Source organism: Jeotgalibacillus malaysiensis (assembly GCF_044789845.1).
Classification (GTDB): Bacteria; Bacillota; Bacilli; order Bacillales; family Jeotgalibacillaceae; genus Jeotgalibacillus; species Jeotgalibacillus malaysiensis_A.
Genome location: NZ_CP085252.1, coordinates 2,475,010 through 2,499,083 on the forward strand (window position 1 = coordinate 2,475,010; position 24,074 = coordinate 2,499,083).

Annotated in this window: 29 protein-coding genes, 1 pseudogene and 1 riboswitch; of the genes and pseudogenes, 11 read left to right on the forward strand and 19 right to left on the reverse strand. The window is 43.6% G+C overall.

Annotated elements, in window-relative coordinates; all coding sequences use genetic code 11:
• Positions 1–208: 208 nt before the first annotated feature.
• Positions 209–1,723 (reverse strand): leucyl aminopeptidase, encoded by a 1,515-nt coding sequence (locus LG330_RS13270; RefSeq protein WP_404404557.1) that lies wholly within the window; start codon positions 1,721–1,723, stop codon positions 209–211.
• Positions 1,724–1,852: 129 nt separating this feature from the next.
• On the opposite strand from LG330_RS13270, the gene LG330_RS13275 reads away from it, so the two are divergent.
• Positions 1,853–2,332 carry a divergent PAP2 family protein gene (locus tag LG330_RS13275; protein ID WP_404404559.1) on the forward strand — a complete coding sequence of 160 codons (480 nt, stop codon included), beginning with the start codon at positions 1,853–1,855 and terminating at the stop codon, positions 2,330–2,332.
• Positions 2,333–2,346: 14 nt separating this feature from the next.
• On the forward strand, positions 2,347–3,156 hold the full coding sequence (locus LG330_RS13280; protein ID WP_404404561.1) for a cobalamin-binding protein: 810 nt from the start codon (positions 2,347–2,349) through the stop codon (positions 3,154–3,156).
• Between the two features lie 36 nt (positions 3,157–3,192).
• Here the strand turns inward: LG330_RS13280 and LG330_RS13285 are convergent, their stop codons facing one another.
• From LG330_RS13285 to LG330_RS13305, 5 genes are all read right to left on the reverse strand, one after another.
• Positions 3,193–3,831, reverse strand: a complete 639-nt coding sequence (locus LG330_RS13285; RefSeq protein ID WP_404404563.1) for a 3D domain-containing protein — start codon at positions 3,829–3,831, stop codon at positions 3,193–3,195.
• Positions 3,832–3,952: 121 nt separating this feature from the next.
• Complete coding sequence (locus tag LG330_RS13290; protein WP_236953624.1) at positions 3,953–4,243, reverse strand: YuiB family protein; 291 nt, start codon at positions 4,241–4,243, stop codon at positions 3,953–3,955.
• A gap of 345 nt (positions 4,244–4,588) precedes the next feature.
• A complete protein-coding gene (locus LG330_RS13295) occupies positions 4,589–4,696 on the reverse strand; it encodes a YuiA family protein (RefSeq protein ID WP_162182134.1) in 108 nt (35 codons plus the stop codon).
• Positions 4,697–4,961: 265 nt separating this feature from the next.
• Positions 4,962–5,444, reverse strand: a complete 483-nt coding sequence (locus LG330_RS13300) for an NUDIX domain-containing protein (RefSeq protein WP_404404565.1) — start codon at positions 5,442–5,444, stop codon at positions 4,962–4,964.
• A gap of 53 nt (positions 5,445–5,497) precedes the next feature.
• Positions 5,498–6,712 carry an NAD(P)/FAD-dependent oxidoreductase gene (locus LG330_RS13305; RefSeq protein ID WP_404404567.1) on the reverse strand — a complete coding sequence of 405 codons (1,215 nt, stop codon included), beginning with the start codon at positions 6,710–6,712 and terminating at the stop codon, positions 5,498–5,500.
• A gap of 299 nt (positions 6,713–7,011) precedes the next feature.
• On the opposite strand from LG330_RS13305, the gene LG330_RS13310 reads away from it, so the two are divergent.
• Both LG330_RS13310 and LG330_RS13315 read left to right on the forward strand, forming a co-directional pair.
• Entirely contained in the window at positions 7,012–8,007 is a 996-nt protein-coding gene (locus LG330_RS13310; RefSeq protein WP_404404569.1) for an NAD(P)/FAD-dependent oxidoreductase, read from the forward strand.
• Positions 8,008–8,074: 67 nt separating this feature from the next.
• Positions 8,075–8,722, forward strand: a complete 648-nt coding sequence (locus LG330_RS13315) for an SDR family oxidoreductase (protein ID WP_404404571.1) — start codon at positions 8,075–8,077, stop codon at positions 8,720–8,722.
• Positions 8,723–8,757: 35 nt separating this feature from the next.
• Here LG330_RS13315 and LG330_RS13320 read toward each other — a convergent pair whose 3' ends face one another.
• On the reverse strand, positions 8,758–9,120 hold the full coding sequence (locus tag LG330_RS13320; RefSeq protein ID WP_039810705.1) for an iron-sulfur cluster assembly accessory protein: 363 nt from the start codon (positions 9,118–9,120) through the stop codon (positions 8,758–8,760).
• 224 nt (positions 9,121–9,344) lie between these two features.
• Between LG330_RS13320 and LG330_RS13325 the strand changes: the two genes are divergently transcribed.
• Positions 9,345–10,034 carry a DUF2225 domain-containing protein gene (locus LG330_RS13325; protein ID WP_404404573.1) on the forward strand — a complete coding sequence of 230 codons (690 nt, stop codon included), beginning with the start codon at positions 9,345–9,347 and terminating at the stop codon, positions 10,032–10,034.
• 24 nt (positions 10,035–10,058) lie between these two features.
• On the opposite strand, the gene LG330_RS13330 is transcribed toward LG330_RS13325, so the two are convergent.
• Complete coding sequence (locus LG330_RS13330; RefSeq protein WP_404404575.1) at positions 10,059–10,295, reverse strand: YuzB family protein; 237 nt, start codon at positions 10,293–10,295, stop codon at positions 10,059–10,061.
• A 234-nt stretch (positions 10,296–10,529) separates the two neighbouring features.
• On the opposite strand from LG330_RS13330, the gene LG330_RS13335 reads away from it, so the two are divergent.
• Positions 10,530–11,597 carry an NAD(P)/FAD-dependent oxidoreductase gene (locus tag LG330_RS13335; RefSeq protein ID WP_404404577.1) on the forward strand — a complete coding sequence of 356 codons (1,068 nt, stop codon included), beginning with the start codon at positions 10,530–10,532 and terminating at the stop codon, positions 11,595–11,597.
• Between the two features lie 117 nt (positions 11,598–11,714).
• Complete coding sequence (locus LG330_RS13340; protein ID WP_404404579.1) at positions 11,715–11,870, forward strand: hypothetical protein; 156 nt, start codon at positions 11,715–11,717, stop codon at positions 11,868–11,870.
• On the opposite strand, the gene LG330_RS13345 is transcribed toward LG330_RS13340, so the two are convergent.
• Positions 11,855–12,184 carry a YuzD family protein gene (locus LG330_RS13345; RefSeq protein WP_404404581.1) on the reverse strand — a complete coding sequence of 110 codons (330 nt, stop codon included), beginning with the start codon at positions 12,182–12,184 and terminating at the stop codon, positions 11,855–11,857. The two genes, LG330_RS13340 and LG330_RS13345, sit on opposite strands and share 16 nt — an antisense overlap.
• 415 nt (positions 12,185–12,599) lie before the next feature.
• Between LG330_RS13345 and LG330_RS13350 the strand changes: the two are divergent.
• Positions 12,600–12,892: pseudogene (locus LG330_RS13350) on the forward strand (NifU family protein).
• A gap of 69 nt (positions 12,893–12,961) precedes the next feature.
• Here the strand turns inward: LG330_RS13350 and LG330_RS13355 are convergent.
• The 3 genes from LG330_RS13355 to LG330_RS13365 form a co-directional block, all read right to left on the reverse strand.
• Positions 12,962–13,924 carry a 2-hydroxyacid dehydrogenase gene (locus LG330_RS13355; RefSeq protein ID WP_404404583.1) on the reverse strand — a complete coding sequence of 321 codons (963 nt, stop codon included), beginning with the start codon at positions 13,922–13,924 and terminating at the stop codon, positions 12,962–12,964.
• 176 nt (positions 13,925–14,100) lie between these two features.
• Positions 14,101–14,865: a TIGR01457 family HAD-type hydrolase gene (locus LG330_RS13360; protein ID WP_404404585.1), complete on the reverse strand. Its 765-nt coding sequence runs from the start codon at positions 14,863–14,865 to the stop codon at positions 14,101–14,103.
• 21 nt (positions 14,866–14,886) lie between these two features.
• Positions 14,887–15,324 carry a DUF86 domain-containing protein gene (locus tag LG330_RS13365; RefSeq protein WP_404404587.1) on the reverse strand — a complete coding sequence of 146 codons (438 nt, stop codon included), beginning with the start codon at positions 15,322–15,324 and terminating at the stop codon, positions 14,887–14,889.
• A 112-nt stretch (positions 15,325–15,436) separates the two neighbouring features.
• On the opposite strand from LG330_RS13365, the gene LG330_RS13370 reads away from it, so the two are divergent.
• Complete coding sequence (locus tag LG330_RS13370; protein WP_404404589.1) at positions 15,437–15,706, forward strand: DUF3055 domain-containing protein; 270 nt, start codon at positions 15,437–15,439, stop codon at positions 15,704–15,706.
• Positions 15,707–15,754: 48 nt separating this feature from the next.
• A complete protein-coding gene (locus tag LG330_RS13375) occupies positions 15,755–15,982 on the forward strand; it encodes a cytosolic protein (RefSeq protein WP_404404591.1) in 228 nt (75 codons plus the stop codon).
• A gap of 258 nt (positions 15,983–16,240) precedes the next feature.
• Here LG330_RS13375 and LG330_RS13380 read toward each other — a convergent pair whose 3' ends face one another.
• Positions 16,241–16,525: a YutD family protein gene (locus LG330_RS13380; RefSeq protein ID WP_404404593.1), complete on the reverse strand. Its 285-nt coding sequence runs from the start codon at positions 16,523–16,525 to the stop codon at positions 16,241–16,243.
• A 115-nt stretch (positions 16,526–16,640) separates the two neighbouring features.
• Between LG330_RS13380 and LG330_RS13385 the strand changes: the two genes are divergently transcribed.
• Positions 16,641–16,802, forward strand: coding sequence for a hypothetical protein (locus LG330_RS13385; protein WP_404404595.1), 162 nt, complete (start codon positions 16,641–16,643; stop codon positions 16,800–16,802).
• A gap of 18 nt (positions 16,803–16,820) precedes the next feature.
• Here the strand turns inward: LG330_RS13385 and LG330_RS13390 are convergent, their stop codons facing one another.
• The 6 genes from LG330_RS13390 to LG330_RS13415 form a co-directional block, all read right to left on the reverse strand.
• Positions 16,821–16,931, reverse strand: coding sequence for a methionine/alanine import family NSS transporter small subunit (locus LG330_RS13390; protein WP_404404597.1), 111 nt, complete (start codon positions 16,929–16,931; stop codon positions 16,821–16,823).
• A gap of 14 nt (positions 16,932–16,945) precedes the next feature.
• Entirely contained in the window at positions 16,946–18,469 is a 1,524-nt protein-coding gene (locus tag LG330_RS13395) for a sodium-dependent transporter (protein WP_404404599.1), read from the reverse strand.
• Positions 18,470–18,769: 300 nt separating this feature from the next.
• Positions 18,770–20,389 carry a Na+/H+ antiporter NhaC family protein gene (locus LG330_RS13400; protein ID WP_404404601.1) on the reverse strand — a complete coding sequence of 540 codons (1,620 nt, stop codon included), beginning with the start codon at positions 20,387–20,389 and terminating at the stop codon, positions 18,770–18,772.
• 120 nt (positions 20,390–20,509) lie between these two features.
• Positions 20,510–20,694: riboswitch (Lysine riboswitch) on the reverse strand.
• 66 nt (positions 20,695–20,760) lie between these two features.
• Positions 20,761–21,516: a sporulation protein YunB gene (gene yunB / locus LG330_RS13405; protein ID WP_404404603.1), complete on the reverse strand. Its 756-nt coding sequence runs from the start codon at positions 21,514–21,516 to the stop codon at positions 20,761–20,763.
• A gap of 56 nt (positions 21,517–21,572) precedes the next feature.
• Positions 21,573–22,670, reverse strand: a complete 1,098-nt coding sequence (locus LG330_RS13410) for an HD-GYP domain-containing protein (RefSeq protein WP_404404605.1) — start codon at positions 22,668–22,670, stop codon at positions 21,573–21,575.
• Between the two features lie 33 nt (positions 22,671–22,703).
• Positions 22,704–24,059: a bifunctional metallophosphatase/5'-nucleotidase gene (locus LG330_RS13415; protein WP_404404607.1), complete on the reverse strand. Its 1,356-nt coding sequence runs from the start codon at positions 24,057–24,059 to the stop codon at positions 22,704–22,706.
• Positions 24,060–24,074 lie beyond the last annotated feature (15 nt).

Genomic DNA, 24,074 nt, shown 5'->3' on the forward strand with positions numbered 1-24,074 from the left:
AAAAATGAATCAGTCAACTCCGTCCCCGGTGAACCGCACACCATCGAAATGCGGAAGGCGCTTGCCCAGCTCCGAAAGGCATAAGACGCGGAGCGGAAAACGGGTGACCTTTCCCGTTTACCGATGCGTGCCTTATGACCCGAGGAGCTAGCGCCTGCAGCTGGACACAAAAAAGGAAACGCCCACAAAAGGACATTCCCCCGAAACCTTACTTCTCTGCTCTCTCAAGCACAAACTGCTCTGTCAGCAGCGCAAGGGTTCTGGCCATTGCGCCTGTTCCGCCTGCAGGACCTAACAGGTTAGCTGACTTCGTTGTTGCTGTTCCTGCGATATCAAGGTGAACCCATGGTGTGCCTTCTGTAAATTCTCCAATGAATGCACCGGCAAATAAAGCATGCCCGTCGCGTCCAGGTGAGTTATTCAGATCGGCTACCGGGCTGTTGCGTACACGCTTCCTGTCGCCTTCTGTATAAGGCAGCTGCCAGATAAACTCTCCCGCTTCGACTGAAGCCTCCAGGACCTTTTCAAATAATGGTTCATTATTCGTCAGTGCACCTGTTTTATCAAGACCAAGCGCGACAATAACCCCGCCTGTGAGCGTAGCAACATCTACAAGGTAGTTGGCTCCGTGCTGCTTTGCATACGTCACAGCATCAGCCAGTACGAGTCTGCCTTCTGCGTCTGTATTTAAGATTTCAATTGTTTTACCGCTCATCGAGGTGATCACATCATCCGGTTTAAATGCCGTATGGCTGATCATATTGTCCGTTGCTGCAATAACCGCCATTACGTTCTGCTCAGGCTTCAGACGGCCGATGATCTCCATTGCACCGAGTACAGCAGCTGCGCCGCCCATATCAGCTTTCATGCCAACGATGCCGTCTTTCGGCTTAATTGAATAACCGCCTGTATCAAATGTGATGCCCTTGCCGACAAGTGCAAGCACGTCTTCCCACTTTTCAGTCGCCTGATGCTTCATGACAATCATGCGGGGCGGGATTTCTGAACCCTGGTTGACTGCAAGAAGTGCACCCATCCCCATTTCTTCGATTTCTTCTTTTCCAAGAATCTCGATCTCAAAGTCATGTCGCTCAGCCATTTCTTTTGCATAGTCAGCCATTTTCACTGAAGTCAGCAGATTTGATGGCATATTTACAAGCGTTCTCGCTTCGTTTGTTCCTTCTGCGAGGGCAAGTCCAACTTCAAGTGCTGCCTCAATTTCCTGCGTGTCATGGGCTGTGTAGATATGCAATTCTTCAAGCGCTACATCAGGTACGTTTGATTTCTTTTTGTACCCTTCAAATTCATACATTGAAAGCGTCATCCCTTCAATCAGCGCCTGCGCTATGTCTGTTGCTTCAAAGTCATTTCCTTTAAATGAATCAAGTGCAACTGCAAGTGACGACACTTTCTTCTTTTTTAGTACCTTCCCAAGTGCACCAAAGCTCTCTCTCAAGTCCTCAAATGTGAGATCCGCCTCTTTGCCGAGCCCTGAAAAGATCACTCTTTTCGTAGCCAGCGCCCCAAGCGTCGGTAGAACCGTTACCTGCTTCGATTTCGTTTCGATGTCACCTTCTTTGATCAGATCGGTCAGACCGCCATTCATCTGGTCATCAATTTCTTTTGAAAAGCCCGAGACGACCGACTGGTTCCAGACCCCTGCTGCTAAATTGTCGTGATGTTCTTTCAGTACGTTTTCATTACTATGTATTGTCCATTTCATATCAAACACCTCCAATTGTTAAGTATACTTTAAATGTTATGATAATTCGATTACCGTACATTCGAACCGGCATTGATATGTGGTATACTTGCTTAAAACTCCTGCCATTTGAAAGGATGACAAACGTCTATGGAACTCTTCAGCAATTTTCCTCTATGGGCTTCATTATTCGCTATTTTATTTGCCCAGGTTGTAAAAGTACCGATCCAATATGCTGCAACACGGAAAGTGGACTGGTCACTCGTCACATCCACCGGTGGTATGCCAAGCTCTCACTCTGCCGCTGTCACTGCGCTCGCAACAGGGATCGCACTCGACTTTGGAGTGGGATCATCTGTCTTTGCGCTGGCAACTGTTTTTGCCATTATTACGATGTTCGATGCGACAGGCGTACGCTTTCAGGCTGGTGAACAGGCTGCTGTGATCAATCAGCTGATGCGCGATTTTAATAAATTCGTCTCTGAAGCGAAGGGCTGGCAGGATAAAGATGAGGAAGAAAAGCGGAAAGAGCTGAAAACACTTCTTGGTCATAAACCAATTGAAGTATTTTTTGGCGGACTGACGGGAATCTTTTTGACATTACTTGTTCATTATCTGATTACACTGTAACTGGAGGGTAAATAATGAGAATCGTGTCGCTTTGTCCCAGCAACACAGAACTGGCTGCTTATCTAGGGCTGACAGAATCGATCGTCGGGGTTGATGATTTTTCAGACTGGCCTGGAGAAGTAAAAGAGCTTGAACAGCTTGGGCCGGACCTGTCGATCGATATAGATAAAGTGGAAGCATTAAAACCGGACCTGATCCTGTCTTCACTAAGCGTGCCCGGTATGGAGAAGAATATTGAAAAACTCGATATAAGAGGCCTTCATCACATATGCTTTAATCCGCAGTCACTTGATGATATTGCCCAGGATCTGCACACGCTCGGTCACGCAGCAGCGATTCCTGACCGTGCTGAGAAAGTAGCAAAGGCATTCAAAGCTGTGATTAATGATTGTAAAAAAGCTGCTTCAAAAATCGAAACTCCTCCATCACTTTACTGGGAATGGTGGCCAAAACCGGTCTTTACTCCAGGCGGCGTGAACTGGCTGACAGAAATCAGCCGTCTTGCAGGCGGGGTGAACCTGTACGAATCAGTGGAGCTGGCAAGTATCCAGACCGACTGGGCAGATGTCTATAAAAGAAATCCGGACGTGATCTGTATGGCCTGGGTTGGTGTTCAGCCGAGAAAAGTAAACCCTGCTATCTTACATAAACGGCCGTACTGGACTGAAATGGATGCCATTAAAAATGGACATGTACATGTGCTTGAAGAAGCACTCTACTGCCGTCCATCTCCACGGCTGCTCGAGGGTTTAATTAAACTGGGGAAGATTTTGCATCCGGAGCTGTATAAAGGGATCGATTTGCCGGAGGAATTAAGAATTTAAAAAGTGTCACGCTGCATTGAGCGTGACACTTTTTTGTTATTGGTTATTCATTGCAGCAAACTCTTCTTCAGTCAGTGTTCCGTCGCCTTCTTTCAGCACGTAAACTTCAACCTTTTGCTTGCCCCATTCGTTAAATACTTCATCTACTGTATCAAAGTACAGATCAATGATATTTCCTTTAATTGCACTTCCCGTATCAGCTACTACTCCATAACCATAACCAGGGATAAACATCACTGTGCCGATTGGAAATACTTTTGGGTCGGCTGCGATCGTTGAGTAAAGGTCTCTTTTTACCTCAATACCTGAAAATGTAATCCCATAAAGCTCATCACCAGGCTCTTTACCGGTTGATTCGATTCCGGCAGTATAGCCTGTTGCAGTAACGGTTTTGGATGGGTTGTCTACTACGTGTCTCGGTACAGCTTTCTCTTTATTCCCCTTCACTTTCGAAGCAATTAGCTTAAAAGCTGTATCCTCACTTGATAAGGTTTTGGATGTTAAAGACAGCTCCCTGTCCTGTAACATTCTCATATCTTCAACAACCGGCACCATTTCTTCAGATGGCAGTGCAATCGACCATCCTTCTACTGCTGCTTTGTTTTCCTGCGTGAAAAATAACGAAGCAAGCCCTGCAAGAATAATCCCTGCAGATACTTTTACTAATTTAGACATTACATCTACTCCTTCCAAAATTACATATTCCCTATATCACAAAGAATAATCATTTAAGACGATAGACCTAATCCTTTGAATTGCCTGACAACTAAAAAAGCTCCACGTTATCCGGGGAGCTTTAGAACATTCGGTAACCCTGCTTACGGAGCCATATCATTACAAGTCCTGCAATGATCGCGCCTGCCATACCGCTTGATAAAATTAAGATATCCGCTGGTGCCAGCGAAACAAATCGGGTTCCGAGTGCTGAAAAAGATTCTCCCGGTTCACGAAAATATTCGATGAATCTGACCTCATCGACAATCAAAATCGTAATGACCGGATAAATTACTGCCATGATCCATGTCATACGTAAAAGCATATTTAATAGAAAGCCGATTCCAAAAAATAAGATCAGAAACAGCATCATCGAAATTAAAAGTTCAGCCAATCCAAACGAAGCCAAATGATACACCTCCATGTTCACTAGAACAGTGTACATCACTTGAGAATCCAGTGCAATGCTCCTGTATGAACGTTCATTTTGATGACACAAAGTTGAGGTTTTGGCTATGTGTGGGGTGCTTGACGCTGTTTCTGGCTGGCATGTAGTAATCTAACCTAAACTTGTAGCGGTACACGCGGGAACTTGTAGCAATTACTGCGTATGAGGCAGCTTTTCGCCGTTTAGTTGTCTTACTTCCCCCGTTAATCATGCATGTCAAAATCCAAAAATAAAAAAACCGGATGCATCTGCTGCACCCGGTTGTATCATTTATTTTTTACCTTCCCCTCCACAATTAGGGCAAGTTTCTGATCCACCTAGTCTTAATTGAAAATATCCTTTACCAGCACAATAGCTGCAATTTGTTTGTTTCTTCATGTGAAGCACCCTCTCTTCTGATGTATTGAGAGTACTATAGCACGGACGCTTTAAAGCTGAAAAGCGGCATATTTGGTGAAAAAAAGGCATGAAAGCGAATACATAAGCCCATTTCTTCCGTTTTCTTTAATTATCAGAAAATTTAGAACTGTGGGTAAATTTTGCAATTTGTTCACAATTGGCTTTTGTATCCCCGATCTCTTTTCGAGGGGGACCCGCTGAAGGTGGGTTAATTAACTATCTCATCTAAAGAACACAGTTACAATCAAAAAAACAAATGATACTTTGTATAACCAAACTGATCACCCGGATTTGCATGACGATTAATCTCCAGAGTCGCTGCTTCTTCATGATCAATCATCACTGGAATCATAGAAGATACATCCGGATGGTCCCTCAGTTCTCTTTTGTCAATCCAGGCCGCCTCTTCAATTTCATCTTCCGGGATCTGCAGCGCTTCAGATTCATCCATTGCCTTCATCACAAAAATAATCATATTATCGCTAATCGTATCTTTGAGCACGCCGCTCCTAAATCCTGCTACTCTGATCACTTCTGCTGTCATGCCCGTTTCTTCTTTTACTTCTCTCACTGCTGCCTGGTCTGCAGTTTCCCCTTCTTCCACAAATCCGGCAGGGATGGACCATTTTCCTTTTAAGCCGCCGTACTTTTTCTTGACGACGAGCCATTCGCCTTTACTGTTTTCAATGACACCTGCAGCGCCTAGCCAGACTTTTCCCCTTTTCATGTTGACACCCCTTATATATGTAGAAAAAAGAGCAGCCGCAGCCGCTCTTTTTATTAAAACATGTTCAGCTTACCTTTTTTGAATACAAGTCCAGGACCACCGAGGATATATAGTGCACGGTTATCGATGACTTTTTTCATCATTGCAGCTTTTTTACCTGTAATCTTGCGACCGAATACTTCACCGATTGCTTCGTTTTCACCAAGTGAGCAGACGGTACCTTTAAGATCAGGTGTGAATGGCTCAAGCTCTTCACCCTTGAACAGTGCTACCAGGTTGTGTGCAGTGTGTGCACCTTGCTGCATTGCGATCTGTGCAGTTGGCGGGTATGGACGTTCTGTCTGAGCATTGATCATTAATGCGCAGTCTCCAACGATGAATACGTTGTTGTGTCCAGGTGCGCGAAGGTCCGGATCAACTTTGATACGGGCACGCATGTTGTCAAAGCCTGCTTTTTCGATGATTGAGTTACCGCGAACGCCGGCAGCCCATACAACAGTTTTAGCAGGAATTTCTTCGAATACATCTTCACCTTTTTTAATCTTAACGCCCTCTGGTGTTGCTTCTGTCAGAGGTGTTCCGATTGAGAATTCGATTCCTTTACTCTTAAGGTAGTTTACTGCGTATTCAACAAGCTCTTCATCAAATCCTGGAAGAACCATTGGTGCAGCTTCAACACAAAGAATACGAACTGCTTTAGGATCTACATCATATTCCTCGCAAAGTTCAGGAAGTCGGTCAGCAAGTTCTCCAAGGAATTCGATTCCTGTGAAGCCTGCGCCACCAACGATAATTGTCAGTCTTGAAGGATCTTTCACTTCTTCAAGGCTGTATGTTGCGAATTGATATTCGATGTGGTCACGGATCTGGCGTGCAGCTTTTACGTTAGCAATTGAGAAAGCGTGCTCTTTTAAGCCAGGGATTCCGAATGTTTCACCTTCGAAACCAAGTCCGACTACCAGGTAGTCATAGCTGATTTCAGAACGATCTGTAATCACCTTCTGCGCTGTAGTATCAATATTTTCAACTGTTGCCTGTACGAAGTTTACTTTTCCTTTGTCAATAACGCCGCCGATATCAAAGCGCACTGCGTCAGGAGACATTGTACCTGCTGCTGCTTCATGAAGCCATGTTGATTCATAATGGTAATCATTCTTGTTCACAAGAATAATATCTGCATCATCTGCGTTCACAAGCTTCTGAAGTTTCGTAATTACGGATAATCCACCGTACCCTGCACCTAAAACAACCACTGTTGGTCTTTTCAATTGGATCACTTCCACCTTTTTAATATGAGATTACGCTGCTTTTAAGGCAGCAACGCCAGCCATCATAAAAGATTGTGAAATTGTTCACGTGAATGAACATCATACTTCTTCTATTGATTCTTTATCTTAAACCATCATATTCTTTTTTTCTTCTTATTTCAAGGTTTTATGCTAAAATCTGAAAAATCGGTTTCATCCTAAAGTCTGAAAAATGTACTTGTGGAACCTCAGAAAAGGTTACAGAGCCCCGTCGTGTGTTACACTACATGCAAATCAGGTTTTTGTGGAGGGATTGCAGGATGAAAGAAGATACTTCAATTTATGATATTACAGTGATAGGCGGCGGTCCAGTCGGGTTATTCACAGCTTTTTACGGTGGTATGCGCCAGGGAAGTGTAAAGCTGATTGAAAGCCTGCCCCATCTTGGCGGACAGCTGACTGCTTTATATCCTGACAAATATATATATGACGTAGCAGGTTTTCCGAAAGTAAAAGCACAGGAGCTGGTTGATAATTTAACCGCTCAAATGTCACGATTTGATACTGAAATCCGTCTCGGTCAGGAAGTCACACACGTTGAAAAGCGTGAGGATGGCGTTTTCGTACTGACTACACCGGAGGAAGTTCATTATACTAGAACAATCATCATCACTGCAGGAAACGGAGCATTCCAGCCGAGAAAGTTGAATCTTGATGGACTGAATGATTTTGAAGAGAAAAATCTTCACTACTTTATAGAAGATCTTTCAAACTTTAAGGATCAGGATGTTGTGCTGTTAGGCGGCGGAGATTCAGCGGTTGACTGGGCACTGATGCTTGAACCGGTTGCCAAATCAGTCACACTTGTGCATAGACGCGATACTTTCCGCGCACATGAAGCAAGTGTTGAACAGCTGAAGCAGTCATCAGTAAATGTGATGACACCTTACGTACCTGTTGCCTACCAGACAATGAACGATAATATTCAATCACTGACGCTTCAAAAGGCAAAGTCAGAGGAAACAACAGGATTGAACTTTGATCATTTAATTGTGAATTACGGTTTTGTCTCATCTCTTGGCCCGATTAAAGAATGGACGCTTGATATTGAGAAAAACTCGATCGTTGTGAATTCACGGATGGAAACGAATATTCCAGGTATATATGCAGCTGGTGATGTGTGTACGTACGATGGAAAAGTAAAGCTGATCGCTTCAGGGTTCGGTGAAGCACCGACTGCTGTGAATAATGCGAAAGCTTCAATCGATCCAAAAGCACGTGTGCAGCCAATGCACAGTACGTCAATGTTCAGCTGATCATTCGTTTAGCAAAAGTCAGCCCGGGTATGATAAGAGTATCAACTAATTTTTGGAGAGTGATACCATGCATGTACTCGTAATTGGCGCAAATGGAACGACGGGACGAATGACAGTGAAAAAGCTTGCTGATAATGAGCAGCACATTGTCAGAGCAATGATCCGGAAATCCGAGCAGTCCAAGGAAATGGAGGATCTCGGGGCAAGACCAATTATTGCTGACCTTGAACAGGCATTTAAATACGCATTTGAAGATGTAAATGCAGTTATTTTTGCTGCAGGCTCAGGCCCTGACACAGGAATGGATAAGACAACATCTGTAGACCGGGATGGAGCCATTAAAGCAATTGATTTTGCGAAGGAAAAAGGCATTGAACGGTTTATTATGCTGAGCTCAATGGGTGCTGATGACCCGTCAATTGCCGGGGACAGTGAAACATTCCACCACTACCTCCAGGCGAAGCACGATGCAGACGTTCATTTAAAACAAAGCGGACTGAACTATACAATCGTGCGTCCAGGCGCGTTAACAGATGAAGAAGCCACAGGTAAGATTGATGTATCTGAGGAAATGAAGCATCGCGAAGGTGAAATTACCCGTGAGGATGTTGCAATGGTGCTTGTTGAATCAATTCTCTGTACGAACCTTCATTATAAAACAATTGAAATGATTAATGGAGATCAGCCAATTAAAGACGCGTTAAAAAGCATTTAAAAAATCGCCGGCGATGATGCCGGCGATTTTTAGTATTAACAATTTTCAGGTGTACCAGCTTTTGTAGCTGTTCTGAATGAAGATCCACATCCACATGATGCGATTGCATTCGGATTTTCAATTGTAAAACCGCCACCCATTAGTGACTGCTTATAATCAATTTCAGTTCCATTCAAAATATCAGCGTCTTCTTTCTTCAGTAGCACCTGAATCCCGTGGTGTTCTTCGATCTGATCAGTCTCGCCAAGTTCGTGCTCAAAGCCCATCCCGTAAGATAGACCACTGCATCCGCCGCCTTTAATTGCAACGCGAAGATATGCATTTTCTTCTTCAGCCTGCTTCATCATATCTTTTACCTGAAGCGCTGCAGCTTCTGATAATTTAATTACATTTGCCATTTCAGCACCTCCAACGTTTTTAACTGATTTTAGTATATCGCTAAATCCCGCTGCACTCAACCAATTGAAATCGAGTTATTTCATTATAAAGTCTCCATCTCCTGTATGATCACCATCAGATCAGATATTTTAAATAATATGTTCTAAAAGACCTATTTTTAGGGTATAGTATAAGCATGAACAATGATTTTTAGAGTATATTGAACTATTTGGAGGCGTTTCAAATGGAATTGACCCCTCTCTATCAGAAAAACATGACCTGCAGTCTCTGCAATCATTCATTTAAAACAACAAAAATCAGAGGACGTTTTGTCCGTGCAAAAGAACATAGCACAGATTTGATGCCTATTTATGAAGATGCTTCTTTAAACCCGAACCTGTACCATGTACATGTCTGTCTGGATTGCGGCTATTCTTTCACTGATGATTTCGTCCCTTATTTTCCACCGGGTGGAAAGGAAGAAATCGAAGAAAAAATATCTAAGCATTGGCAGCACCTTGATTTTTCCGGTGAGCGGTCCATTGACGACGCAATTAAAGCATATAAGCTTGCCATTTATATTGCTGTGATGAAGCGTGAAAAGAGTATTACACTCGCAGGGCTTTATCTAAGGCTTTCCTGGCTGTTTCGTGGACAGGATGCTGAGCAGGAGCAGCGATTTCAGCGACTTGCAGTGGAAGCTTATAAAGAGGCCTATTCGAAAGAAGATTATCAAGGCTCCCAAATCACGACAGAGCGCGTACTATATCTGATTGCAGAGCTTTCGCTGCGTCTTGGCGAGGATGACGAGGCAACAAGGCATTTCTCAAAAATCATCGAAAGACAGCACAGCTCGACTGACAGGAAAATGGTTCATATGGCAAAAGAAAGATGGCAGATGTTCAGGGAAGAACGCACATTAAAAAGAAGCTGATCCAGGTCAGCTTCTTTTCTGGGTTTAGAACATTGGATTTTCTTCAAGAAACTCATAGACAGCTTCCACAAGCTCTTTTGGCGTATCTGCCTCTACAAGCTCCCCGTTCACAATTGCAAACATCGCTGCTGCACAAATCCCGCAGTGGCTCGTACATCCGTATTCAATCACATCAAGGTTCGGGTCGCGCTCAAGCGTTTCAAATGCCTCCTGTGATCCACTTGCTATATTACTAATACAAAACTCTATAATTGGTTTCATTTTTATCACCTCATACTAACTTCAAATGTAACGTCTTCCAGAAAGTTCGTCAATGATCCTGCTCTTATTCATGACAAGTTTGTGAAAGAAATCTCTTAATATGATTGTACTAAGACCTTTATTCCGATATACTTTTTAATGAATGTAAACGTAATGATCAAACACATTGTGTATGTATGATCATATTGAAAGTGCTTACCTACCAATATGCTTACTGTAAAGAGAGGGCTATCCATGAAACACTTAGTATTATTAGGTGGAGGCTACGGCAATATGCGCGTCTTACTGCGACTGCTGCCGGATAAGCTGCCTGAAGACGTAAAAATTACATTAATCGACCGTACTCCTTATCACTGTCTGAAAACAGAATATTATGCGCTTGCAGCAGGTACAGCTTCTGATCAGGAAGTCCGTGTAAGCTTTCCTGAACATGAGCGTCTGGAAGTGAAGTACGGCTCAGTCGCAAAAATTGATACTGAACAGAGCCGTGTCATTCTTGAAGATAACACTGAAGTTCCTTACGATGACCTGGTTGTCGGTCTCGGCTGTGAGGATAAATATCATAACGTTCCCGGTGCTGATGAGCACACTTACAGCATCCAGTCGATTCAGCGCTCAAGAGCGACCTATGAACGCTTGTCAAACCTTCCATCCGGATCAGTTGTCGGGGTAGTTGGAGCCGGTCTGAGCGGGATTGAGCTTGCAAGTGAACTGCGTGAAAGCCGTGAAGACCTTAAGATTAAGCTTTTTGATCGCGGTGAGCGTATTCTTCCTGCCTTCCCTCAGCGCCTGAGTAACTACGTACAAAAGTGGTTTGATGCCAACAATGTTGAAGTTGTCAGCAATTCGAACATCACTAAAGTCGAACCTACGATGCTGTATAACCATGAAGAAAAGATTCCGGTTGACGTATGCGTATGGACAGCAGGCATTCAGCCCGTCAAAGTCGTACGTGACCTGCCTGGTGAAAAGGATTCTTCAAACCGCGTTGTCATCTCACAGTATCATAACCTGCCGGATAACGAGCACGTCTACGTGGTCGGTGACTGCGCAAGTCTGCCATTCGCACCAAGCGCCCAGCTTGCAGAGGAACAGGCCGAGCAGATCGTGAAAGTACTCTTAGCACGCTGGAAAAACGAAGAATTGCCGGAGCAGATGCCTAAAATTAAACTGAAAGGCTTTATGGGCTCACTCGGTAAAAAGCAGGGCTTCGCCTACCTTGCAGACCGTACCGTAACAGGCAGAATTGCACGACTGATGAAGTCAGGTGTACTTTGGATGTATAAGTACCATAATGGTTAAACAAAAAGTGCTGAGCGAATCAGCACTTTTTTTAACACATTTAAAAATTTCTAAAATATAGATTTTTAACAACATCGTTTATACTGAAGAAAATCTTTTTCAGGCGGTGAAACAGCTATGTCATTACTTCCATTTCAAGAGCGCTATAATCTTGTAGAAGTCCCTGAAGATTACGATTATCATAACCCTGATTTCGTTGTGATGAAAGATATGAAAAAGCGTCCGGAAGCGAGTAATCACTCCAGGACGCTTTTAATTTATTTTGCAGTCTGAAAACCGTACTTTTCAAGCTCTTTATATACAGCTTTTAAACGCGGGTTGCCTTCCCCGACGATCTCATCTTCTACCAGCACAACCGGATAAAATAGATCCTCTTCCCACACACGTTCCACAAACGCAGCCTTTTTAGGATCTTCCTGTTTAGTATTAATATCCACATAATCCATTACAAACGTACGATCCGGAAACTTACGGCCAATCGCCGCTTCCAGCCATTCATACGTCTCCTTTGAAGAAGGCGCCCCCACACAACTCGCACAAATCGTCTCCGCCCCATACACCGTAATCGTCACAGCTTCATTTGACATATTAAACAACCCCCTTCAATATTAAATCTTTTTTAGGTTGGCTGAGGATCTCCACTTCAGGGGGACGCTTTCCGGACGGTTGTTGCTAAGCCTCCTCGGCTGCGCCTGTGGGGTCTCAGCTTCCAACTAATCGTCCCGGAGTCGCCCCCTTCCGCTACAATCCTCAGCTGTGCATAACACATTATGCATCTTAATAAAATGAGATACCCCATCAATTATTCTACATAGAGCTGGCACTTGGAGGGGAGGGCGGAGACTCCCGCCCCGGGGAAGGGCTGGTGAGATCCCGCAAGGCGCAGCCTGAGGAAGCTCACCGCCCGGGGGCAGGAAAGCGCAGCCCTCCACGGAAAGTGACAGCGGTTACTGAAGACTCATTCAGAAAATGAGTAAACAATAATAATTTCAAATAACATGGATGGATTTTTTTCGCTATACTCATTATAATAGAACACAGGAAGGGAGTCGATTCGAATGACAGAAGTAGAAATGAAAGATTCAGTTCAGGAAGTACTTGATAAACTTCGTCCATTCCTTCTTCGTGACGGCGGAGACTGCGAACTCGTTGACGTTGAAGATGGAATCGTAAAATTAAGACTTCTTGGCGCATGCGGTACATGCCCAAGTTCAACGATTACACTTAAAGCAGGTATCGAACGCGCACTGCTTGAAGAAGTACCAGGCGTAGTGGAAGTTGAACAGGTATTTTAATTTACATCATCCTCTTGCTGAAGACAGCAAGAGGATTTTTTATTGAGAAATTTTTTAATTAAATGAGAATCATACTGATACTTTCGTTAATGGCTTTTCACCATTCAATACTGCTTTGATATTATCAGCAGCCAGCTTCATCATAATAAATCGGGTCTCCGTTGAGGCACTGCCAATGTGCGGTACTGCCACAACATTTTTCATCGAAAGCAGTGGATGGTCTTTTGAGATCGGTTCCTTTTCAAATACATCAAGACCTGCTCCTGCGATCTCACCATTTTTAAGCGCATCAATCAGCGCTTTCTCATCTACTACAGGACCTCTTCCGACATTAATGAAAATCGCTGAGTCCTTCATTGAACGGAGCTGCTCAGCTCCGATCATTCCACGCGTTTCTTCAGTTAATGGTGCAAGCACTAACACAAAATCAGATTTTTCAAGAAGGTCGCTTAAGCTTTTATATTGCGCGCCGAACTGCTCTTCAGCTTCAGTTTTTCTGCTTCTTGTATGATACAGGATATTCATATCAAACCCGGCTGCACGTTTTGCGACAGCCTGTCCGATTTTCCCCATGCCAATAATGCCAAGCGTTTTATGATGAACATCACGACCGGCAAGTAAATACGGAGACCATGACGTCCAGTTTCCTTCTTTAATATAACCTGCCGCCTCAGGAATTCTTCTTGCTGTTGCAAGTATCAGTGAAAAGGCAAGATCAGCCGTTGTATCCGTTAAAACATCCGGCGTATTGGTCACAATAATTCCAGCCTTTTCTGCAGCCTGAACATCAATGTTGTCATACCCAACAGCCATATTCGCAACCACTTTCAAATGAGGTGCGTCAGATAACAGTTCTTTATCAATCTGATCAGACAGCATTGTAAACAGTGCATGACTTTCCTTTGCCTGCTTTAATAATACGTCTCTCGGTACCGCCTGATCCTCAGAATCCCACACTTCCACATCAAAACTCTTTCTAAGTTCATCAATTACAGCATCATCTATTTTACGTGTAATGAATATTTTAGACATGACTAACAACCCCTTTTGAAAGTGATAAAAACTTAATATGTACGTCTCAGCTGTCCCTTATAGTGGAGGACGAAGACTCCCGTCCCAGGAAAGAACAGGTGAGACCCCGACCCCACCGTCAGGCGGCAGGAAAGCGTAGTCCTCCACGGAAAGGGACAGCGTTCTAAGAGCTAACTTTAAATCTCCCACTCAGCCAAAGAATTAATTGAATAAGTCGGCTGCAGCTCTTTTTCAGCAAGCAGGCTCTTTGGTGACACACCAGTATGCACCATTAACGTATCCATTCCTGTGTTAAACCCTGCCTTGATATCTGTATCGTAGTTATCCCCAACCATCACAACGTCCTCTTTCGACAGTCCAAGCACGTTTAATGCCTGCTCCATAATGACTGCTTCAGGTTTGCCGATAAACAGCGGCTGTGTCTGTGTGGAGACGGTAATAACTGACGTCAGGGAACCATTTCCCGGCAGCAGTCCACGCTCAGTTGGAATCGCAATATCACCGTTTGTGGAAATGAATTTCGCTCCGTTTCTGACAGCCAAGCAGCCAAGTGCAAGTTTTTCATATGTAATCTCACGGTCAAGACCGACAATCACATAATCCGGGTTTTCATCTTTAATCGTAATTCCTTTTTCAGTCAGAGCCTGATGGATTCCGTCGCCTCCAATCACATATGCAGAAGCTTCAGGCATTTCGCGGGAAATCACTGCTGCTGTTGCAAGAGATGTCGTAAATACCTGCTCTGGTTCTGCAGGGACATCAAAGTTTTTCAGGTGTGCAGCTACCTGCTCCTGCGTTTTTGAGGAATTGTTTGTCACAAATAAATACGGAATACCTTTTGCCTTCAGCTTTTTAACAAACTCAACCGCTTCAGGAATCGGCTCAGTTCCTCGATACATCGTTCCATCTAAATCAATTAAATAACCTTTATAAGCTTTCATACTGTACGTCCTCTCTATTCCTTACCGTCTGAATGCTGAGACCGGGCCCAGCTCATCTTCAAGATAGGTTCTTACTGCAGGTGCAAATGCTTTCAGCGCACCTTCTGCTGATGAAAAGGTATCAATGCACATCTGGTGATTGACCTCAGTAAACTCCTGCACAAGGTGCTTTCTGAGTTTTACAACTTGAACCAGATCAGCATGCATCTCTTTCCCGATCACTTTTTCATCCTCTAAAATGTCTATAATATCTTCATAACTGCCGGGATCACGCATAATAAAACCATCAATCATTGAATTACCTACATCAATAATTGATTCTATAATGGTATGCAGGCTGCGTTCAAGCGCCAGCTGTTCGATTTTAGATTGCCATGTGCCATGTTCATTTAAAAAGCTCAGCTGCTCCTCCATAAACATTAATGTCTTTTCAATTGTTTCTCTGTCCACGAAGTACATCTCTTCACACTCCATCAAAATGTCTGCTTTTAGTGTACCATAAGCCTTCAGATTTTTTGGCATGACGTGTGTTAATCGTTATAATTGTGATAGCGTAAGGAGGATGTTAATGATGAGTGAGAGATTTTTTCTTTATGATGATACAGAGGAAACAAAAACGAGATTTGTCAGCTTTATGGGGGAGCATCAGCGCTTCGACCTGGCGATCATGTATTCTGACCGTTATTTCGGTAAAGCAATGGTGATGGATATTCAGGGAAGCCGATTTGCCATCATCGGGCAGGATGACCTTGAAGAAGAAGGCTACATTGAACATGCATTCAAGCTGTCAAACCAGGATGCCTCAGAACTGAGAGAATTCTTAAACGAAGTCATCTTGTGAATCAACTGAAGTCTGACTGCTCATACTAAATCAAAAAGGAGCAGTCTCATGGAACGCTATAGTGATTTTTCAAACGTTGAAGTACAAAAGGAATACCTGATACCTGAAACTCTCCCTGAAGGTCCATACGGCTCCCCCAGAGGAAAATACACGCTGGTCAGAAACAAGTCAGGCCCATGGCAAGAAGGGCAGCGTTACTACAGCGCGTTTAACTATGAAAACAAAGGTGATCACGAAGACATCCCAAGACTCGATCCCGGGTCACATAAGCCTTAACTAACAACTAAGCAACCGAACTACGAAAAGGAGTATGTCTCTCTGTTAACTGAGACATACTCCTTTTCCTTCAAAACAGATGATGGTGATAAAAAATTTTTTTATTGAACAATTAGTGCAGCGAAGCGAAGGGCGGCGACTCCGGGACGATTAGAGGGAAGCCGAGACCCCGCAACCGAAGGTGAGGAGGCTCAGCAACAACCGTCCGGAAAGCGTCCGCCTGAAGCGCAGCGAAACGGTTAATCACACCATACATTCTTACTTTTTAGCCCCGGCAACCTTCTTCACAATAAAATAAGGGCACCCGAAATTACAGTGCTCATACAAATAATCCTTCACCGTAGAAATTTTTGTATCAAAAGATGCCTTCTGGTTCGTATCCTCAAAAAAACCCTTCAGCCTTAATTGACCATATCCCCAGTCACCTACAATGTAATCATACTTATGCAGAATCTCACTGTATCTTGCCTCAAAAGCTTCTTCATTATAGCCTTCTCTAAATTCTTCTATGATTTCATATTGTTGATTGTGCATTGTAATCATCAGATTCTCACTCCTGCTTTGTGAACTACTTCCTATTATACATGACCACACACTTTTTTCTATGCATGAATACCATTCAAAACGGACAAACTTGCGAAAAGGAGTGTTGTTTTTTATGAAGCTTATTCTCGCTGCCCTTTTGATCTTAGTTGTCAGCGGATGTACAAAAGAACCCGAACCCCCTGAAGTTTCTCCGGCAGTTGACTTGCTTCCGTCTGTCATGAATGAGTATGACCTGGCACCGGAATATACATCAAAAAAGCTGCCTGTACTGTAAGCACAGGCAGCCTTCTTATTAAACTGTTTTATTCTTGGATTTTCTTACTGCGTGCGTAATACTTGCAGCAAGTCCGCCCCATAAAAGAACGATCCCAATTACCATCATCACTATTGCACTGGCTGTCATTGTGAATCCCTCCCTTAGTCCTTATCCGGAAGCTCAACTGGTGTTGAACGGCTCCATTTAATGAACGAAATAATGATACCAATCACAAAAGCTGCACCTGCTGAAGCAAGGAACATTATCAGTGCGAACTCATTTGTATATCCTTCATAGTTCCCGGTATCATTATCGAACTGCTGAAGAATATTTTGTGTGATCAGACCGAACAACATGTAACCAAGTACGATTGGCGTAACAATGCCAAGGCATGCTTTCCACCATCCGCCAAGGTGAATATCTGATGTCAGGTTAGCATGTGTCTGAAGAACACCTGTTTTACGCAGAATCCAGGCGATCATAACGACTTCAACAAGTCCGATTGCCGCTACACCAAACTGGTTAATGTAGTAATCTGCTGCGTCAAGGAAGAACAGTCCGCCCTGAGTAGCAAACAGAATTGAGATTAGTGCCGCAAGTCCGCCTCCGAAAAGAACGGCCTTGTTACGTGAAATACCAAGCTTTTCAGTCAGACCTGCCACATATGTCTCAGTGATAGACATCAGTGAAGTTAGACCTGCAAGCGTCAGCGACAGGAAGAACAATGCGCCAAAAATGCCATTAAGTCCCGGCAGCTGATTAATAATCTGCGGGAACACCACAAAGGCAAGACCTACACCTGCTGATGCTACTTCTGACACAGGTACTTCAAGCTGTGTCGCCATAAATCCAAGCGCTGCGAATACCCCGATACCAGCTAAAAGCTCGAAACCTGAGTTTGCAAAACCTGTGATAAATGCGTTGTTAGTAATATCCGATTTCTTCGGAAGGTAACTTGAATAAGTAATCATGATTGCAAATGCAATTGATAAACTGAAGAAAATATGACCGTAAGCTGCAACCCAGACTGACGGATCCAATATGTTTTCAAAATTCGGCTCGAAGAAAGCAGTTAGTCCAAGTGCTGCACCTTCAAGTGTTACTGCCCGGATTACAATAATCAGGAACAAAATAACAAGTGTCGGGATGAAAATACGGTTTGCATATTCAATCCCTTTCTTAACACCTGCAACAAGAATTCCAAGTGTAATAGCCCATACCAGCACAAGTGGAATAAATACACCCCACACAATGCCACCTGTCTCCCCAGGCGCTACGTCCAGCTGTAAAAATTCTGTGAATAAAAACCCTTCTGTGTCTTCTCCCCACGCCTGCCCGAATGAGAAAATTGTATACCTCATTGCCCAGGCAATAATGACAGCATAATAGGTGGAGATGACAAATGCTACAAACACTGCCCACCAGCCAAGCCACTCTGCTTTTTTACCGCTCATGCGGAAGAATGACAAAGGCGCCGATCCTCTGTACTTATGACCGATGGTGAATTCCATGATAAGAATTGGAATACCTGCTGTTAAGAGTGCAAATAAATATGGAATAAAGAATGCTCCTCCACCGTTTTCATAAGCGACATACGGAAAACGCCAGATGTTCCCGAGTCCGACTGCGGAACCAACTGCTGCAAGAATAAATCCGGCACGCGATCCCCACTGTTGACGATTCATCTAATTACCCCCCTGTAAATTCTTCCTGAATATGTGGAAGTTTTTATATATTCAGATTATTTCACATAATCTAAAATCAGTATAGCACTTGCTTCCTAAATGTAAAAGTACTATTTTGAAAAATTCCAAAACTATATTGATATAATCTATACAAAAAATTAAACCCTTACATATCAGGGTTTAATTTTATAGTGTGCAAGATTTTTCACGCTTTATATAATTCATACATTTTTCCAGTCATACAATAGTCCTTACAAAAAAGCGCCTGAGCAGCAGTTACTACTCAGGCGCTTTTCATCATTATTCCAGTCCTTCTTTAGCTGAAACGGTTCTCGCTTTCTCAGGATTCCTGCCCATGATGACTGCAAATAACACCAGCAGTACAATGACAAGACCGATTGAAAGTAATGTACTTCCTGAGAATCCAAGAAGAATATATCCGGCTGATGCAATTGCAGCTCCTGTTATTGCATAAGGAATCTGCGTTGCTACGTGATCGATATGATTGCTTCCCGCTCCTGTTGAAGAAAGGATCGTTGTATCAGAAATTGGTGAACAGTGGTCACCGAATACTGCTCCTGCGAGTACTGCTGCAAGAGATGGAAGAAGCAGTGAAATATCTGTGCTTGCTGCGATTTCCCCTGCGATTGGAAGCAGGATACCGAATGATCCCCATGACGTTCCTGTAGAAAATGCCATGACGCCTGCTACAAGGAATAACAGAACTGGCAGCCAGCCAAGAGGCAGGTTGGATGATTCCACGATGCCTGCAAGGTATTCTCCAGTCCCAAGATCTCCGATTAATCCAACAATCATCCATGCAAACACAAGAATATAAATTGCCGGAAGCATTGATTTTACACCTTCTTTAAGTGCAAGGAAGAATTCAGCTCCACCGATTTTCTCAGAACGGCCAATCTGTCTGATAAAGAATGCAATGGCAACTGCAAGTCCTACAAGTGCACCATATACAAGTGATTTCGCAACGTCTGTGTATTCAAACATCTGAAGAATCGTTGCAGATTCCCCTGTGTCAGCTGTATAAGCCTGAGCGCCTGTCCACATCATCGAAGCCACTGTACCGATAACAAGCGCGATAATTGGAAAGATCAGATCTCCAACCGTACCATGCTTTGATGTAGGCAGATCATTTTTTAATTCACCCGGAATATCCTTTTTCGGATCATACACTTCCCCGGTTTCAATTGCACGATTTTCATGAATTCTCATTTGACCAAAGTCAACACCGCGCAGTGCAACGATGAAGACAATCCCAAGTGTTGCCCATACATAAAGATTCATCGGTACCATCTGCATAAACGCTGAAAACGCTGTGTATTCAGTAATTGAATGTGTAGCAAGAATTCCACCGATGACTGCGATAATATATGCGCCCCAGCTTGATACCGGTGACACCACACAGATCGGTGCTGCAGTTGAGTCAATCAGATAAGCAAGCTTAGCGCGGGATACGCGGTGGCGGTCAGTCAATGGACGCGCAACCTGTCCGACTGCAAGACTGTTAAAATAGTCATCAATAAAAATAATAATACCAAGGCACGCTGTTACAACCTGGGCACCAGCACGTGTTTTCACACGCCTCATTGCCCATTCACCGAATGCTCTTGCGCCTCCGGATACATTAATGAACGCTGTGATAACGCCAAGAATAATCAGGAATAGCATAATGAAAATATTCCATAAGTTCAGTCCACCAGGCTCTCCATCTGAACCGTACTCCCAGAATACGCCGCTAAATGACATCCAAAGTGTCTCAAGCGTTGCAACCGGTCCAAAGCTTGTAATTAAGAGTGCTGCTGTGACGATACCTGCTCCAAGTGAAAGCAGTACGCGTCTTGTAAGTAAAACCATCGCAATTGCAACGATAGGTGGTAAAAGTGATAACCATGTTCCTTCCATAATATTCCCTCCTTTATTTGTATGATAGGGCAGTGAGGCATAATCGTAAAAAAACGCAAAAAAGGGCAATGATAGAGGACTCTACCATTACCCTTGTCATTAGTAATGTTATGCTCCATCACGATCTGTAGCTCCTCAACCCGCAAAAAATGCTGCGGAAAGAGAGTGTTATCCTTATTAAAGATAACCCCAATGATAAAATCCTGACTGATTATTACCATTTCGGCAGTGATTCCCTTTCATCTGTGATCGCAGTTGTCATCCTCACACAGATTACTCTTAAATCCTGCTCCTCTACCCCATCGGATTATGATGTGGTGATTATTCATTTTACTGAACTATTATAACAAGCGACTCTCTTCAATTCAAGATTAATTTGTTGGAATCGGGACTTCTAATGAAGGAGACATGCCATCTCCGACATTGTAAATTTCAGGTACCTGTCCCTGAATGAGCCCCATCGCAACCGGAATGTCCTGTTCGATTGTCGTTTCCTCTGTCGCAAACGGCACAATGATCTGTACTTTAACGACAAGATGGATGTTGATTTCTACAAAAGCGTTATTTATGCCGAACTCTGTAATATTGGATTTTATGTTTGATGTCACATTTCCTACTGCATGAAAGCGGATCGGCACTTTGGGGCCCAGGTTCCCGAGCAGTGCATTTCCGGTTGCCTGACCAAGTGGCACTGTATAGACAATCCCCTCAAGATTCCCTGCATCCTCCACTTCAAGATCCAGCTCAGTCAGTGATTTTAATATACTCGTATCTCCTCTTTCAATTGCCCTCAGCTGCTCCTGTACAAGTTCGGTTGTTTCTGCGAGTACTCTGTTGATGATTTCTGTATTAAACTTTGTTGTAACCATTTCAGCTGAATCAGTCGGTACATTTTCAATGATTTCGTTAATATCCATGACGTTTGCGATTTCTCTGTTGACTGCTTTACTAATAACGAGTGCACCGATCTTTTTTGTCTGCGACTCTGCATAGATCATCAGTGTCGGCTTCACACCTGTGTTAATCACGGCAAGTCCGATGACTGTCATCAATAGAAACAGCAGTAAAGACAGCAGCCAGACAGAACGAGCTGTGAGCGGCTTGATCATTATTCTTTTTCTGCGCATAAAAAAGCCCTCCTATAACGCAGTGTATGCGCCCAGGGAGGGTTTTTTACAAAGAATTATTCAGTTACGAATGCAATATCAGTCTGAGCGATTGTACAGTCTAAGTGGGTGGCCAGATCAATTTCATAAGTAGCAGGGACAATAGCGCCATTTTCTTCAACAACCCTGATGACCGGCCTCATTGAAACAGCTTTATTCTGTCTTGCCACAATTCCTTTACGTCCATCACTCAGCTGAACTGTCAGCCCGTTCGGATAAATAGCGATTCCTTTTTGAAAAGCCTGAATGACTGTCGGATCAAATAATGTGCCGGAGCCTGCGAGCAAAGTCTCCACTGCATCAGCAGGCAGCATTTTCTCCCGGTATACCCGGTTAGAGGTACAGGCATCAAACACATCTGCAACCGCAAGAATTTTTGCATACGGATGAATATCCTCAGCGGTTATTCCTCTTGGATAACCCGAGCCGTTTAACCGTTCATGATGCTGAAAAGCACAGTGAGCAGTCAGTAATGAGACATTGTGAAGGTTTTTCAGCACTTCAAAGCCATGCACCGTATGCATTTTAATTTCTTCAAATTCCTCCTGCGTGAGAGGGCCTTCCTTCATTAAGACGGATTCATCAACCATTGTCTTCCCGATATCATGCAGCATAGCTCCAAGTCCCAGCTGCTCAAGCTGCTTAACCGGAAGCTTCAGCTCTTTTCCGATTGCAAGTGTATAAAGCGTAACATTATAAGAATGGTCAAAAATGTATGAATCATATAGATAAGTATCTGATAAAATCATCAGGAGGTCCTGATTTGCATCCATTTCACTCATAATGTTTTTCAGGATATGCTGAATTTTTGATGCCTTGCTTTCAAGCATATCTGCCATGTTTTTTTGCTTGCAGCCTTCAATCGATGAGAAAGCCTGTCTGATTTCCCTGATTGATTCCTGTCTGACAAAAATCGGTACACTTTCTTTTACTTCAATTCCTTTTGACTGCTCATCTGCAATGTAGACGTACTGCACTTTTAAAAGACGCAGCCGTGCAATCATTCCATCTGTCAGCATCACACCCGCCTGAAGTAATGGCTTTTCATTTACGTTATAGATTGTATGTCCCAGCACCATGCCTGCCTTTAGAACCTTTGTGGATATTAACCTCATTGACTGATCACCCTTCTCTATCTGTTTCTATTTTTAACGGGCTGTATTGCTCAGCTTGTCTTTTAAAATATCACGCAAAAATTCAGGCATGAAATACTGTTTTTTTGCACGCTGCATTCCCGGGAAAAAGAACCCGAACGTAAACATATCAACCGTTGCAATTTTGTACACCTGATCTGCACGGACAGCTTCCCCATCTATGTAAAACTGATGATCCTTCTCTTCCAGCCCTTTATAAATAAACTCTCCGAGGATCGTTCCTCTGAACCCAAGCCCTCTGATCACAGTTGTCGGCCAGTTCTGGTGGCGCGACTCCCTGATGACTTCTTTCAGTTCACTCCCGGTCAGTTCAACAAGGCACGGGTTGATCGGGTGGGGCAGGATTTTATGAAGGTCGTATTCTGTAACCGGACCCGCTTCAAGCGGATGAAGCAGCAGTCCTCCTGTCACGATTGACAAATCCGCATTACACCAGTCAAGAATGGCTTCAGCCAGTAAATTTGATAATGGTGATGCAGCCTGGAGCGGGTTATGCAGAATCGGCTGATCGAGCACTGTAATTTCATTTGATAATAGCTCCTTGCCTTCTTCAAGCCACGTTTCATTCAGGTCTTCCGCTTCAGGAAGCTCACTTGTTTCATATAGTGTAGCCGTTTTGCCTGATACTTCTCTGCTGACATGATCAAACTCAATTTCCACTTTTCCAGTATACATTCCGTATTTCCCTGCGGCAGCTAACAGCACCTGATTATGCAGCCTGCCGTTTTCGAGCACATGGTGTGTGTGGCCGCCCATGATCACGTCAATATCAGGGCACTCCTCTGCCACCCACTCATCCTCTCTGATTCCAAGGTGTGATAGCAGAATCACAATATCCACTTTATCCTTCATCGCCCTGACCTGCGCCTTCAGCTCGTCTTTTGCAGACGTAATATGCCATCCGAGCTTTTCATAAAAAACGGGGTATTCAGCTGTTACAGCCGTGATTCCGATTTTTATTCCACTTTTGGTTGTCTTGATGAGATAAGGACATGCCCAGTCCGGTCGATTCCCTTCTGTCGTAAAAAGGTTCGCCAGGATGACTTCAAAGTCTGCGTGCTGATACAGTTCATTCAGTTCTTCATATGAGAACGTAATGCCTTCATTGTTTCCAATTGTGACCGCATCATAATGGGCTTCATTCAGCAGATCAACATTCCGCTTACCCGCTGACCCCTCAGTTAATGGATGAGAGCGGTCAGCGTGATCCCCTATATCAAATAGAAATACATCCTCCCCGTCCTGTTTGAGCATATTTCGCTCCTGCTCCAGGAACTGATGAATGCGGGGCCAATTCTCAAAATGACTATGTAAATCATTTGTATGAAAAATTGTAATTCTTTCTTTCACGATTCATCACCTCTC